This is a genomic window from Pseudoalteromonas sp. SCSIO 43201 (assembly GCF_023716725.1).
GTDB lineage: Bacteria > Pseudomonadota > Gammaproteobacteria > Enterobacterales > Alteromonadaceae > Pseudoalteromonas > Pseudoalteromonas peptidolytica.
In genome coordinates this window covers 46,269-59,826 of sequence record NZ_CP072685.1, presented here as the reverse complement: position 1 = coordinate 59,826, position 13,558 = coordinate 46,269, and the positions used below count along the sequence as shown (strand labels likewise).

The following is a 13,558-nucleotide window of genomic DNA, read 5'->3' as shown; positions in this document are numbered from 1 at the left end:
CTAAATTAGTTTTGTTGTTTGCTGTTAAGGTTGCCTAAGCGACCGCCATACCAACGCATTAAAACACGCATACCAGTATTAAACTTACCTGTTGCAGGCAAGCCCTTGTACAGACGCGATGTTTCTTCCCATACACCGTTTCCTTGAATACATGACTCTCTATCTACGTGTGCTTCGTTTGGTATAGAGCATACTCCTTCATCGTACATGCTAAATTCTGATAGGGCGCCGTTAGAAATAACATCAGCTGAGGTATAACCAATGAGGTCGGCTTCTTCTAAATACAGGTAGCGCTGTGTTGTTAGACCTGAAGGTACCGTGATCACGTATTCATAATCTTCCGATACAGCAACTTGCTCGTAGGTATTGATGATGGCATTTGAATCCGGGCTATCATCGCCTGCTGTTTGTTCTTCAGAAGGGCGATGCACGTCAGACTCTCGTACAATAAAGTAATTACTGGTGCTAACACGCTCATGATAAACACCATAAATGCAGAACAATGGGCAAAAGCTCTTTGATTGGTCAACTAACGGTGTGCCGGTGTCTTTATCTACCAAGCGTTGTGTTGCAAACCAGCTAAAACGGTGACCATCATTTGTTTCATATTGGTCTACTGCTTGGTCCCACGTTGCCAGCACAATACCATGATCGCTCACTGTGAGTGCATAAGACATCGGAACGTTACGAGCGCCTTCTTTAGGGTCCATGGCCTCACCTTCTACATCGAAGGACTGATTGGTAACTGGCACTAAGTCATATTTTAGGTTATCGTAAAACTCAAGCCCCTTGTTTTTAGCAACGTCAGGTGAACCTAGTACAACGCTCGGATCCTGCGGTGCATATTCTGTCAACTGTGGTGTCTTATTGAGTGCAGCAGAGGTATCTACGTCCCACTTCGCCCTGTAATTTGGCTTTGTTGAAGTACCGATGTTGATACTAATGATTTTATGGTAGGTAAACTCAGAGTAAAGGCTGAGTGGGAATTCAATTTCCAACTCTTGCTGAAGGCCAAACTCATCTCGTTTGGAATTTTCAATCGCTAAATTGAGTAAACTGGGAGGAACCTCACCTTCCACTTTAATGGTTGTGATAGAATCGCCATCAAAGTCTGTCAATGTTTTGCCTACAGGTGCGCGGAAATGTATTGTAAATTCTCGGCGCTCATAGACAGGATCTTCAAAACCCGCAGCACGATCACCTGACGACTTAATATGAGGGTTCGTTCCCCCAGTACCGAATGTTGGATACGATGCGCCTAAATCCACTTCTTCTGGGTTCATTAACTCGAACCACTCGACGTTTAAGTTATAAAGAATGTGGTTATTTTCATCAAAGGCACCACGAGGGAGCATGTTACGGCTGCCAGGAACCTTGAAAACACTGTCGGCTGCATGTGATTTATTGATACAGTTCCACTCTAAGTTACCATATGGATCAATATCTTGAGTTTCTTTTATTTTGGTATGATAAATCGCACGGTTAATAAAGCCATAACGGTTTGACTGTGGTACAGCGCCATTACCATCATGTACGCGATTACCAATAAAGCCTAAGGTACCTCGGGTTTGGATATTAGAAATATTGCTCTCATCATACGATGTATTTGGCGGAATATAAGGAATGGCTGGAGCTTTATCTTTGTCCATATCAATTTGCAGTGGTGTCGTCACATTGATATGACCCATGCCGTGGCCAATTTCTGAACGTGTGTCAAAGCGCACTACCCAAGGTTGAGGATTTGACTCATCTTCTGCACAGGCATCGACATGTTTGCTTGCTTGCACAATGATCACATCATTGATTGGATTATCTGGGTTTTGATAGTCAAGCTCTGAAGTATCCTTTGGATACACAATATCGAATGCTTTTACTTGGTTGCTATTTTCCCGTGTTAGGTCTTGTACAATAGATAAGAACATTTCCCGGGGTGTGGCGAACCCTCCGCGTGTTACGGAATAAGGTGAAAATTCTGACATGACTCATTTTCCTCGCTGTCTCTAGTCTCAGCACCATTACAGTTAGCTCTGTAACTGTTGTACAGTGTGCTTGTATTGTACAACAGTTTTGAACAAAATGGCGAATGCTCAATAACGATTATTAAGCTGTTTAATTACTGATTTTCCCCGGTGTCTGGGGCGTCACAATCTATTTCAGTTAACATTAATACAGTCATATTGGTATTATGGCTGCTGTTTGGTGTTAATGCGGTATATTTGCGATAACGTTTGGCGCTTGTATCACCTTCGTTATACACATTAACTTTAATAGTAAGCTGTGGTGCTATTACGTCGGCTGATGTGTATGCCACCATATCCATGTCATGCTGATAGCGAAAACGCTTTGTATTCAGTCTATTAGGATAAAGGATAACGTATTTGGCACCAGCTAAGGTAAATGCGCCTGCGTTTGTTGCTTCTGAACTCGCTCGATATTCAACTCGAGTTTGCTGCTGCACTTCGTTTACCCAAGCATTTGAGTCTCGGGTGTTCAGCGTCGCATCTTCGGCGTATGTTGGCTTTAATACGTCTTTTTCTCGTACCGTAAATTTTTGAATAATGCCCGGTAGCGAGCTTAAAGATACAGGTTGCGTTCTACCTAAAGGTACCTGTCCATCCATGTCCATGGTGTAGATTTCACCATCTTGTGTGGTACCAAAATTATCATAAATGTATTTATTATAGATTCCGTATAAGCAAAAAATGGGGTTACGAGAGCCCAGCGGATCTGCATCTTGCAAGTTGTTGCCAGACTTTTGATCCACAGGCCTTTGTAGCACCATCCAACTTTGTGTTGGCGAGTCTCCAGCTGATTGGTCGTCTGATTCTACCCAGTACGCAAAAGAAAACCCTCTATCTGTGATGGATAGTCGGTATGACATTGGGTAAGCTCGAAGCATCCCCTCAAATTCGCGCACGTCAATAAAGTAGAGCGTTGATACGTTAAAGCCGTGGCTTGGCTGCGGCGGCTTTGTCGTCGCGTTAGCTGCCGATGATTTGTTTAGTGGGATCACATCACGGTAATTGTGCGGAACAGTGTGTGGTGATTCACCAACATGACCGCAAGTGTAGCCGCGCAAATTCGGAATGGCTTCCTCAAAGTCCTCACCCAGTTGTAGTGGCGTCGCCATTTGAATTTCACAAGTGTATTGTGTATCTGCGTATACCCTGATGCGATAAGGTTCTTCATCGTTGAGTGAATTTGTCGCAGTCGTTGACTCAAGTACAGCCATAATAGGCTGAGGATTATTTGGGTCGAACTCGATAGGGGTGCGGGTGATCCGTTTATAGCCGTTTTCGACCATCACTTGTAACCAGTTGCTGACAAGCTCACGGACATCAGTGAAGCCATCACGGGTAACGGTCGTGACGAAATGCTCTCCACCATTGGCCAAGCTCGCTGGTAAATTCGAAGTGTAAATATCACCATTTATTGTAAGTGGCATCGATAACTCTCCTGTTAGTAAGTGCCAGCGCTAGAGCCAGGCACAACGTCGGTCTGACCCACGTTGTCTTGTGTTGTGATAGCCTTGTTGTACCAGCGCATGAGAATGCGTACGCCGGTGTTATATTTGCCCGTGGAGCGCAACCCTTTGTATCGCTTTTTACTGCCATCATCGTACATGGACAACTCAGCAATACCGTCTTGAGAAATAATATCGGCTGAGCAGTAACTGATCATGTCCATCTCTTCAAGATACAAATAACGTTGGGTGTTGATCCCACTTGGTACGGATACGACATATTCGTAGTTTTCTGTGACAGAGATTTGTTCGTTAGGATTGATAAGTGCAACACTGTCTTGGGTGTTTTTGGTTGCATCTAAGTCCTCAGATGGACGGTGCACATCTGATTCTCGAACCACAAAATAACGTTTAATATTTTGAGTTTGGTTTTGAATACCATACAAACACGCTAGTGGGCAGTGTGAATCGGCTTGATTTACAAGTGGTGTGCCGCTTTCTTTGTCTACGAGGCGTTGGCAAACAAACCAGCTGTGGCGGTGGCCTTTTGCATCATATTGATCTGTCGCTTCTTCCCAAATAGCCAATGCAATACCATGCTCACTAACGGACAGGGCATATGACATTGGAATATTAGGCGTGCCTGCAATGTTTACCTGAGCTGTGTCAGGGTACTTAGTTTCAAATTCTGTTTTAATATTGTAAAGCGGGCGACGACAGAAAAAGCCTTTGTCTTCAATCTCTAGGCGCAGCTTATCATTTGGGTCACACCAAGCAACTTGCTTGTCTACAACGGGAACACGTTCGCCCAAGAAGCCCAAAGTGCCAACGACAATGGGTTCGTCACCTGTACCGCGGTTCGGTGGCGTATAGTCGTACATTTGCCAGTCTCCACTTGCAGGTTTGTACAACTGTAGTGGGGTAGAAATATTGATATGCAAGTTACCAACTTCAGGCGCATCGTTGTCGCGGTCTTCACGGCGATTGTTATGTGCTGGGGTGCATTGTTTGCCAACACCAGTATCGAAACGAATAATCCAAGGCTGAGGGATGATCTCAGTACCTTGTGCCTTAAAAGTTGGATCCGCGCCAGCTAAAGGATCGACAAACCCCGTCGCTTGTACAACAAATACGTCGCTATCAATTGACTCCGGATCACCCAAATCTGGGTTATCTGCGGGATATAAAAGTTCAAACGCATTCTGCGCTTCATCGGCAGCAGTTGGATGCTCATAATAATTCACTAAATCTCGGACTACGGCTGTGATCAGGCTTTTTAACGTCGTGTATCCACCACGCTCGACTGAATAAGGCGCAAACTCCGCTTTTTTGACAAAACCCATAAATTTCTCCGGATAGTCTGGGGCCAATGCAAACTGGTCTCATTAATGCCTACTTTGCCTCTGCAAAGTGCGGTTCTAACTATTGTACAATTTAAAACGCTTCGATCGTACAATAATTAAGGTGTTTCACTACTGTGTTTCACAAAATCTCAATATGTAGCGCATTATGTAATGCGAAACATAACGCTGACGCCGTTATTATCGGCTAATGTACTTACCATGGTGTGATAGTTCCTGCGCTCACCAAATACCTCAAGAGGTAGAGTGGCATTGGCGCTGACTAAATCCGTATTGGCAAAGCCAATCATATCGAATACACCATCATAGCTAAATCGTTCAGTAGAGAAATTATTAGGAAATTGAATAAAGTAATCCCTACTTTCTGAAATTTCTTTTAATTTCACTGTATGCATTGCGCTGTAACGATTGTATTGATCTGAAATCGCTGTTTGTGCAGGCGCGGGGACTGGAATGTCGCGCTCACGTACGAGCATCTGTTCAACGCTTGACTCATAGCGGTTGAATATACCGCTTAATGCAATCACCGGGTTATGCTCAGTTGGAATAGCAATGCCATTTTGCCATTCAACAGGCTTTTGTACGACTAGCCAAGATAGTTGACGGTTTAAACTGTTAACGACCGCATGCTCCCAAATTGCAAAAGCAAAGCCATGAGAATCGGCTGTGAAAAGCACAGAAAAAGGCCGTGAATACTTAGCATCACCTTTAAGTCCTTCCCTTTGATGCCAATAGCCAACAGCATAACTTGTGTCTTTTGTATTAAGGCTACCTAGGTTTCTATTATATAGAGAGCCGTCAGGGTCTAACTGCATGGGCGTCACAATATTCATGCGCAGCGCTATGTCGTTAATCAGCTCAAAGCGCACGACCCAAGGCTGGTTTTTTGCATTGGCATCAAGTGTGACACGCGGCATCAAGTTAAGTACGCGGCCATTTTCCATTTTTTTATAAGTGAAATACATACTTGTTGATTCTATCAAGAAATCAAGTACTTGTGCCAAGTCCACTAAGCCATGTTTAAACTGATGGTACATATATTTTACCAGCCCTTTATATCGCAATACGTTTCATGGTTTGTCATGCTGCTATCCTGTGGCCAATAACCAGTTGTAACTTTCATCATGCACCGAGCGAACATGCTCTTTTATCTCTGGTCCATTGATATAAATCAGAATAATGGTGCCGGTCGAATCTTGGGCGTGATTCAATACTGTTTTAAAGCGGCGACTTTGCTTCTCGTAAAAGACCTGAGAAAATTCAACGTTTTGTAAACTTCCAAATAAGCGAGCCTCACTGTAGGCAATCAGATCGAGGACATGTTTGTAGCGATAACGGCGCGTATTCAAATTGTGGGGAAAAAATACTTTTGCGGTATTATCATCAGTAAAATAGTTAACTTCAGCGTCTTGATGAGGCAAAATCGCATTGTCCATGTGCTTAAATCGCCAAGCCGGTTGGCTTTTAGTCGGTACGTACACGTCGGCCTCCCGTACTACAAACTTGTTTCTTACATGACCAAAACCATTTTTTATTTCATATGCTGCGAATACTGGCGACATTTCACTTACCAGCGGCTCGCCCGATTCTGGATCAACAGGGCGTTGTACACAAAGCCAACTAAACCAGCTTGCATTATTACTGTTTATTTGCGTTGCATCATCAAAAGTTTCTTCGTATGAAAAAAATACAAAGCCGCGCTCGGTTAACGTAAGTATATACCCCATTGGATACGCTGGAGCTGCTTTTCTCAGGTACGTTCTATCAACAAATGGGATCCCTGAGTTACCAATATCAGACCCGATGACACCAACATGATCCCAACCCACTAACCGTTCAAACTGACCCTGCACCTCTGTGAGCATTGCGGTGTCGGGAAGCTGCAACTTTGGCGCCACATATAATCTGGCTTCATTCCAACTAACTTTAAACATAACGCGCCAACTATACTGGTTGCCAGCCAGCATGGCGTTACCCTCAGGCAGTACTTCAAGTAAGCACGAGAACGGGGCGTCATCTTCAAGTAATTTGGGGTGAATGATTTGATCATTATCCAGCTGCTGTATCGAGACTGACTGAAATTTTCCAGACTCGACCATGTCAATCACCACATCTTTTAACATATTGACGTGTGATTTGTAGCCACTGCGGTTAAACGACATACCTGACATAGTTTACTCGTTATATAGGCTGCTTTGACAAGCTAACACATAGAGGTCCGCAAAATGGACGGGTAAAGCGCAAAGTTGTGTATTACATGTTTCACGTGTGGACATCATACAGGCCCCATAGTTCTCATTATTCACCGCTTGGTGTCGGTGTAGTCTCAGTTGTACAATAGAGTATACCAAGAGTCTTTGTCACTGAACAGCTTATCATCGCTGTTAAACACCTATTGCTGTTTTTATTGCAAAAGGTAATTGCTTCACCAAGCTGTCAGTTTTTATGTGTAAAGCTAACGACAGTCGCCTCTATTGCTTCTTTTAAATACGCTGTAATAGAGGTGTTTTTCTTTACTGACAATATATTTGCAACCTGTTCATATAAGGCATATTGGTCTGTATCAAATAAGTTCATGATTCTATTGTATAATGTGTCAATTAATTCGAACTCATGCTGCTTTAGTAAAGGCGCACAATCACTCAGCGCTTGCAACACGGATGTCCGAGCCACGTAATACGTACGGGTACCTTGTTTACCTCTGTTTGTGAGCTGATCCATCGTTAACTCGCCATTCTGGTATTCGTATTTTGTTGTATGTTCAGTGCGTAACGCCACAGCCACTGGTATGTTGAATAATGCAAAATGCCCAGATCTAAGCATTGTTTTAGCTCATACTGTAAGTTAATCAATGACGGCTCACCTAAAAAAGCGTGCAATACTGTTGAGGAGTCGATGATTGCGCCTGCTTTTGTCTTTCGCTGGGGTCACAAAGCGACAGTCAATTCCATTTTGCTGATATTCACTAAATTTACCGCATGCACTCAGGCTTGATGTTAGCAATACCTTTTTCCCACTGGTGTTTGACTGAATGAGTTCAATGCAATCGCTATTGCTACTTTGTGCATCTGGCTGAACGAACTTTAAAGCTGGTACATAAACTTGAGAGGCGCACCATCGCTCGATCATTTCTTGGCTTTGAGCTTGTGTCCATAAATGCTTTGGGGAAGCGGTGCTATTATGGTGGCGTAAAATAATCAGCGTATTATCTGCTTGATGCCTAGCTAAATTTAATAAGTTAATGTGGCCCATAGTAAGGGGAACAGGTTCTAAGGGCACAATAGACCAATCATAATCATTATATGTCATAGTTCAGTGTCTCATACTTCCAGTCTCAAGTTGGCGATACAAAATTGTCTTAGTCAAAAACACGTTGATAGGTACAATTTTCAAGCATATTATCAAATTACCACAGAGAAACAAGGTCTTGGTATTTACGCTTACTCACCCAATCGCATGATGCCAGCGAGATTGCTCTTGTAGTCTACGCTTCGTGTTTTTTAGCATCAACCGTCCCTCATATACGAGTAACTTTCCGTCCATTGAGACGGGAAAGTCTTGCAATGTAAAGGCGCGCCTAGAGCGGCCAATGGCAAGTAAAGAGTAGCTTACTAGTAGGTCTAAAAATAAAACATCGTCATAGGAAATCGAAGGTAAATTGCATGTCGTTACTCGATTGTTTTCATCAAACATGATATCAGTAATGTCATGAAAATAGAGTGCTGTTTACGTCGTATTTTCCTGCTGAACCGGCTATAAAAAGGGTTGGCTCTTGGTATTCCCAAACCGGAGGCTTATTGATGATTGAGCGGCCATAAACTAACTCTGCTATGGCGCTCTCATGGTCTAATGGAGTAACATTAGAAACCCAGTTTTGGCCTGCCCAAAGGTGACGTAGTAAAGTCATATGTCTTGTCACAGTCAACGATAAGGCGTTTTGATTGCGGGCAATATTTGTTGTAAATACCCAAGGCACGCTTCACGATGAGGTGAAATTGATGCTTGTCAATTTGGGTCATTTCTAAGTCGCCCATAATGAATCCACCGGTTTCGATCATGACGTAGTCAATTAACTCTTCAAGATACATACCAAGTACTCCAATTGATTGTAAAGACACTATAATTGAAGCTCACTAATGAGTGAGTTTCTGACGCTGATGTTACACCCGCGCTTACTAAAGTGTGTTAGTGGCCGTTATCAAAAAGCCAAGGGGCTTAATATTTAACAGCGATGAAGTTGTAATTGTACAATACAAGTTGTAACAGGAAAATAAGAGAATTGGGTCAGCCAAACTCTGATATTGTACAATATTTATGTATTGATTAATTATTTCCGATTGCTAACTTGAAAAGTCGCTCTATGATATGTTCATCTGGGTAGGCATCTCCACATCTATCTGAGAATGCAAGTGCGATTTCCTGAATCAATATCAGCTGCTCGGTTTTTATCTCATTGTGAGAAAGCCCTAATTTGGACATCATTTGGTGCGTTACGACACTAAACTTCAAAATATCCACCGGTTTTCGTTCAACTTTTCTTCGCTCACCATATTCCCAATACAGTAGATCTACTTGTAAGATCTGAGCAAAATGCACTCTATCTTCAGCTTTTCGAGGCAAAACATCCTCTTTTAGCCACTTTGCAGCGGCTGAGAAGGAGATATCAGCAGCATCTCTAACCACAGAAGTTCTGCCGTGGCCGGGCTCTTTCCATCGTTTCTTATTCTTATCCAACATTTCATTGAGGCGGGCTGACGGTCCATTTGGGCTTTTTAACCCCAGATTTTGGTGATCTTTATAGTATAGTTCTGTCAACTTTAGTGGCTCCGAACGAAAAACATTGCTTAACACTTAAAGTGCAAAAAGCTGCTGCAATCATACAGCCGTTACAGTTGAAACGCCATAGAGTGCGTCGCTCTAATTCAGCTTTAAGTATGATTTTAATAATATTAAATCATTCATTAGTAAGGTTTTTTTTATTTCCGTTTTGCTGGTTTGAAAAATAACACCTTGAATTAATAGCACTTTAAATACATTTATCAAGATTTATAATTATATAAAACTGGATAATAGGCGTGGTAATTTATCTAAAATGTGAATTGCGTCAAATGCTTTTATTCGCCTACATTTGCTATATATCAACACAACTCTAACAAAAAGTGTGCTAAAACATGTTTTCAGATCGATAAGTGAAGAATTGTATATGACGCAACAGATTGAGCTTGAATCAATCACACTTTGAGTGTAATGTTTTATAGCGCGGGGAAATGTTAGTCGTTGTAATACTAGGCAATCTAAGGCGCCTATAAAGAAATGTACGTTTTATTAGGGAGTGAGTGTTGTATGACAATAAGGTACAGCAAGTCCAGCATAACTAATGGTCGAGGCAAGCGAACAAGCCTAAACAGTCTTCTAAAAGACACCCACGTTAGAGCATTTGAAACATTGGCTTTGAACACTGCTAATGGGTTACGCGATGCTCTGCCGTTAAAGGAGAGTGCCAAAGTAGCCTATTTACTTGTCACGAGTGCAGATACGCTAGGGATGAACATTGATGAGTTCAATTACAATGTGAGTGTGGCAATTGTTGGTGTAGCGAATGATGCAGGTATATTAACCTATAACAAATGGCTACCAGAAAATGAGATCCAGGCAAGCCTACTAGCGACAGTGTCTAACGTTGCATATCAAGCTTTTGAGTTTCCGTCTGATGAATTTTATATTGGTAACCCTGCTGTTGAGCAGGTATTTGACATTACACCAGTATTGGACAATTTGATTCTTAACTAAAACGGCTCTGCGTGTGTACTTAATGTACTCACAAGCAATGTGCGATTTTCAATATACTTGTAGTCACGCGTCTTGCGTTTAGTGATGCACTACATTTAGAATGTTGACTCGAGACTAACGACATTTAGCCCAATATCATTATATGACGAACTGTGCACTTAAAATGATAGGTCAAGGGCTATAAGAATTTTGTAATGAATGGTGGACTAAGATGGACGCAAAACACTTTAATGCGACTTTTGTTCGAGAAGACATTAATATAGCAGCACTGCTTAATACTACTTACCAAGGTGGACCTGCACTCATTGCTGCATATGAAGCCCTAAGTGATGAGGACAAAGCAAAAGTGTTGTGTAACGCAGCGATTAATGTCGGGGTTGGAATAGCCGGTATGGTACCGCCTGTTGAATATGAAAAGGAGTAATAGAAATCTAAATATACCTTAAGTGCGCTTTTATCAGAGCGACGTTCATATTGTTGATTGTAAGGTACGGGAAGTAAAACGCTTTGCTTAAAAGAGTGAATATGCTTGTTGGTTACCCTTATTCAATGAATGCTCAGACGCTACGACTACATTTTAATTCATATCGGCGTCTGTTAGGGTGTAATTTGTCGCAATGCCAGAGTAATATTCTAAGCTTAATAGGCAGTTTATTTAGCTGGCGTTGTTAATTATTTTATCTATTAGTGCTTTGATTTTAAATGACTTTATAACCTTGGGTGGCGCTTACCGTTATAACAAGTGAAGCACCGGCCATTTAGGAAAGTTAATTGCCAAGTTTAATGTTATCGTAGCGTAAGGTAATAGCAAAACAGCAGTTCTTTTTCTGATGTCGTCAAGTGTCAAGCGCCTGAGGTAATGACTTCTAGCAATGAGCATGAATGAGTTGTACAGTACGGTATGCTTTATATTGTACAATTTACCCTTGCTTTGATGTGTTAATTTGTTCTTGCAAAAAGCCATCAATCATTCTATTAAAATTGTATTCACCCAGTGCTTTTCTTAATCTAATTCTATCTTCCGTTAAACGCCCGCTCTCAATGAGTAAATTAATGGTGTAACGTGCTTTGAGTATGTCTTGAACATCATCACCAACATATACAACACAATATATATCATGTTGGACGTAATTGGTGGGGTAGGGGAGCTTATCACAATGAAGTACATTACCAATTCGGTGTGTATTTGGTTTTTGCGCTGATGTTAAGAAAAGTGGATCTGAATTAAACATGTAATGGGTCTCATGGAGAAGTTAAAAGCAACACAGTAAATTCGCTGTGAATTTGCATATTGTACAATGCGCACAGTATCCAATGGGTTGCTTACACTAAAGTTGCAACTAAAAAAAGGCGCTAATATTATACCAATTCGCCTTAATACTTGCTCAATTTGAAGGAATAAATCTGACGCTAATTGGTTAAACGTTGCTTATCTAGAACAAACTAAGTAGCACCGCCTTTTCCTTGTCTGCATCCATGCAGCTACCTTGGCGATAGTATGACGTGCTAGCGGTATTATCTGTTCGCCTCAAAATAACAAGCTTAATTAAGCAAATTGGTATAAAGAGTCCGGCTGAGCGAGATTTATCGATTACTAAACTTCAAGAAAAAACGCTCAAACGCAGCTTGTCCAACATAAACAATACGTGTTAAGCCTGTATCAACACCTTGGTCATCTTTGTCTTCAGTAATATAAAATACGCCCTCAGAGAAGCGCACGACACTGTCTATATGGTGTTCCCTCACATAGCATGGCGCTGTGATCATCTTAAATACGCGTTGTGCGTCGCTATCATTTAGATCAAGCGTGATATAAATACCTGGTGCCTGAACACCTTGATCATTGGCTGCATATAATAAATCCATGAGCTGCTTACGCATCGCATCAGCCGCAGGTTCAAGTGATTGCACAGTCGCAATAGCTGCTTGTTTCAATAACGCTTTATACGCTGAACCGATATCTTTAATATCACCTTCGCTGAGTTGCGCCAAAAGTGCATCTCTTTGTGCTGGTGTTAACTCAGCAATACGCTTAGCAGCATCCTCTAAGATTTCTTGATCTATACCGCCGCCGTCTAATATAACCGTATCGACAAAATGATCTAACCATGGGATTTGTATGTTTTGTGCTAATTTCAATGGCGCAGACACACCAACTGGAGAATCCGTTTTTGAAACAAAGCGTATTTGTATATCATACTCAACATAGCGTTGATAAATTGAACCAGGCAAATCTTCAATTGCGAACCTTTCACCGTTAGGGCCAAAAAACTCATCTCGTTCAACGATGTATTCACGTGGCCCTGTATTTGTTAATACGGAGTTTATTACTTCGAAGCGCACTGACAAGTTGTCTTTTCCAGCCATATTGACACTTTCAATGTCATAAATTAACCGGTATGGGTCACTAGGATTTGAAAAGGCAATGTCACTCAGTGTTGGGGCTGAATAGGCTGTCCCATGAGTAGTAAAAGCACCTTGAAGCCAACCTGTTTGCAATACTCCGTCAACAACAAGTTCTATACCATAGTAATAGTCAGTGCCAGAGAGCAAACCATCGACAAATAAATCTTTGTATTGAAAACGGTCCTCTGCTTGATAAGTGACTTTATACGCTAGCTGAGTAACATTAAATTTGTATGGATTTAAGTTACCTTGCGCATATGTTTGATCGAATGAAACTGAGTTACCATCTAATTCATCTTTGGCTGCAACATAAATAGACAAGTAGGTATTCGGTAAACTGGCTTGGTCTTTTAACGCATCTCGCAACGAGATGTGATCTTGCGCGCCAACCAGCGCAATGGCGTGGCGCATTAGCCCATCGGCTGCCGCTTGTGTTTGTGCCGTCGTGACTACATTGTTAGTAGCGTTTAAAAACGACAATAGATCAAAAGTCATAGGAGATCACCTCTATAATAACTGGGCGTATAAACGCCCAGCA

General features: G+C 41.8%; 14 protein-coding genes. 2 read left to right on the top strand and 12 right to left on the bottom strand.

The features are described from left to right. Window positions 1-5: 5 nt before the first annotated feature. The 10 genes from J8Z24_RS21600 to J8Z24_RS21555 all read right to left on the bottom strand — a co-directional run bounded on the left by J8Z24_RS21600 (window position 6) and on the right by J8Z24_RS21555 (window position 9,639). On the bottom strand, window positions 6-1,979 hold the full coding sequence (locus J8Z24_RS21600; RefSeq protein WP_176033183.1) for a hypothetical protein: 1,974 nt from the start codon (window positions 1,977-1,979) through the stop codon (window positions 6-8). Window positions 1,980-2,113: 134 nt separating this feature from the next. After that, entirely contained in the window at window positions 2,114-3,445 is a 1,332-nt protein-coding gene (locus tag J8Z24_RS21595) for a hypothetical protein (protein ID WP_125251899.1), read from the bottom strand. Between the two features lie 14 nt (window positions 3,446-3,459). Beyond that, window positions 3,460-4,806, bottom strand: coding sequence for a hypothetical protein (locus J8Z24_RS21590; protein WP_252096079.1), 1,347 nt, complete (start codon window positions 4,804-4,806; stop codon window positions 3,460-3,462). Between the two features lie 164 nt (window positions 4,807-4,970). Beyond that, entirely contained in the window at window positions 4,971-5,861 is an 891-nt protein-coding gene (locus tag J8Z24_RS21585; protein ID WP_252096078.1) for a hypothetical protein, read from the bottom strand. 51 nt (window positions 5,862-5,912) lie between these two features. Further along, entirely contained in the window at window positions 5,913-6,995 is a 1,083-nt protein-coding gene (locus tag J8Z24_RS21580; protein WP_125251902.1) for a hypothetical protein, read from the bottom strand. Between the two features lie 265 nt (window positions 6,996-7,260). Then, the gene (locus J8Z24_RS21575; protein ID WP_252096077.1) at window positions 7,261-7,647 is read right to left on the bottom strand and encodes a hypothetical protein; all 387 of its coding nucleotides are present in this window, start codon (window positions 7,645-7,647) and stop codon (window positions 7,261-7,263) included. 36 nt (window positions 7,648-7,683) lie between these two features. Beyond that, window positions 7,684-8,133 carry a nucleotidyl transferase family protein gene (locus J8Z24_RS21570; protein WP_252096076.1) on the bottom strand — a complete coding sequence of 150 codons (450 nt, stop codon included), beginning with the start codon at window positions 8,131-8,133 and terminating at the stop codon, window positions 7,684-7,686. Window positions 8,134-8,268: 135 nt separating this feature from the next. Beyond that, entirely contained in the window at window positions 8,269-8,517 is a 249-nt protein-coding gene (locus J8Z24_RS21565; protein ID WP_252096075.1) for a hypothetical protein, read from the bottom strand. A gap of 167 nt (window positions 8,518-8,684) precedes the next feature. Beyond that, entirely contained in the window at window positions 8,685-8,942 is a 258-nt protein-coding gene (locus tag J8Z24_RS21560) for a hypothetical protein (RefSeq protein WP_252096074.1), read from the bottom strand. 205 nt (window positions 8,943-9,147) lie between these two features. Continuing rightward, window positions 9,148-9,639, bottom strand: a complete 492-nt coding sequence (locus J8Z24_RS21555; RefSeq protein WP_128730736.1) for a hypothetical protein — start codon at window positions 9,637-9,639, stop codon at window positions 9,148-9,150. Between the two features lie 528 nt (window positions 9,640-10,167). On the opposite strand from J8Z24_RS21555, the gene J8Z24_RS21550 reads away from it, so the two are divergent. Together J8Z24_RS21550 and J8Z24_RS21545 are read left to right on the top strand one after the other, a co-directional pair. Next, window positions 10,168-10,614 carry a hypothetical protein gene (locus J8Z24_RS21550; protein WP_128730735.1) on the top strand — a complete coding sequence of 149 codons (447 nt, stop codon included), beginning with the start codon at window positions 10,168-10,170 and terminating at the stop codon, window positions 10,612-10,614. A 211-nt stretch (window positions 10,615-10,825) separates the two neighbouring features. After that, a complete protein-coding gene (locus J8Z24_RS21545; RefSeq protein WP_125251908.1) occupies window positions 10,826-11,038 on the top strand; it encodes a hypothetical protein in 213 nt (70 codons plus the stop codon). A 496-nt stretch (window positions 11,039-11,534) separates the two neighbouring features. Here J8Z24_RS21545 and J8Z24_RS21540 read toward each other — a convergent pair whose 3' ends face one another. Both J8Z24_RS21540 and J8Z24_RS21535 read right to left on the bottom strand, forming a co-directional pair. Then, the gene (locus tag J8Z24_RS21540; protein ID WP_128730734.1) at window positions 11,535-11,846 is read right to left on the bottom strand and encodes a hypothetical protein; all 312 of its coding nucleotides are present in this window, start codon (window positions 11,844-11,846) and stop codon (window positions 11,535-11,537) included. A gap of 352 nt (window positions 11,847-12,198) precedes the next feature. Beyond that, the gene (locus tag J8Z24_RS21535) at window positions 12,199-13,515 is read right to left on the bottom strand and encodes a hypothetical protein (protein ID WP_252096073.1); all 1,317 of its coding nucleotides are present in this window, start codon (window positions 13,513-13,515) and stop codon (window positions 12,199-12,201) included. Window positions 13,516-13,558 lie beyond the last annotated feature (43 nt).

What these genes read in the sequence shown, in the direction of transcription:
- J8Z24_RS21600 (WP_176033183.1), bottom strand. Translation starts at nt 1,979, where the DNA reads ATGTCAGAATTTTCACCTTATTCCGTAACACGCGGAGGGTTCGCCACA.
- J8Z24_RS21575 (WP_252096077.1), bottom strand. Translation starts at nt 7,647, where the DNA reads ATGCTTAGATCTGGGCATTTTGCATTATTCAACATACCAGTGGCTGTG.
- J8Z24_RS21535 (WP_252096073.1), bottom strand. Translation starts at nt 13,515, where the DNA reads ATGACTTTTGATCTATTGTCGTTTTTAAACGCTACTAACAATGTAGTC.
- J8Z24_RS21545 (WP_125251908.1), top strand. Translation starts at nt 10,826, where the DNA reads ATGGACGCAAAACACTTTAATGCGACTTTTGTTCGAGAAGACATTAAT.
- J8Z24_RS21550 (WP_128730735.1), top strand. Translation starts at nt 10,168, where the DNA reads ATGACAATAAGGTACAGCAAGTCCAGCATAACTAATGGTCGAGGCAAG.
- J8Z24_RS21580 (WP_125251902.1), bottom strand. Translation starts at nt 6,995, where the DNA reads ATGTCAGGTATGTCGTTTAACCGCAGTGGCTACAAATCACACGTCAAT.
- J8Z24_RS21590 (WP_252096079.1), bottom strand. Translation starts at nt 4,806, where the DNA reads ATGGGTTTTGTCAAAAAAGCGGAGTTTGCGCCTTATTCAGTCGAGCGT.
- J8Z24_RS21585 (WP_252096078.1), bottom strand. Translation starts at nt 5,861, where the DNA reads ATGTACCATCAGTTTAAACATGGCTTAGTGGACTTGGCACAAGTACTT.
- J8Z24_RS21595 (WP_125251899.1), bottom strand. Translation starts at nt 3,445, where the DNA reads ATGCCACTTACAATAAATGGTGATATTTACACTTCGAATTTACCAGCG.
- J8Z24_RS21565 (WP_252096075.1), bottom strand. Translation starts at nt 8,517, where the DNA reads ATGTTTGATGAAAACAATCGAGTAACGACATGCAATTTACCTTCGATT.
- J8Z24_RS21540 (WP_128730734.1), bottom strand. Translation starts at nt 11,846, where the DNA reads ATGTTTAATTCAGATCCACTTTTCTTAACATCAGCGCAAAAACCAAAT.
- J8Z24_RS21570 (WP_252096076.1), bottom strand. Translation starts at nt 8,133, where the DNA reads ATGACATATAATGATTATGATTGGTCTATTGTGCCCTTAGAACCTGTT.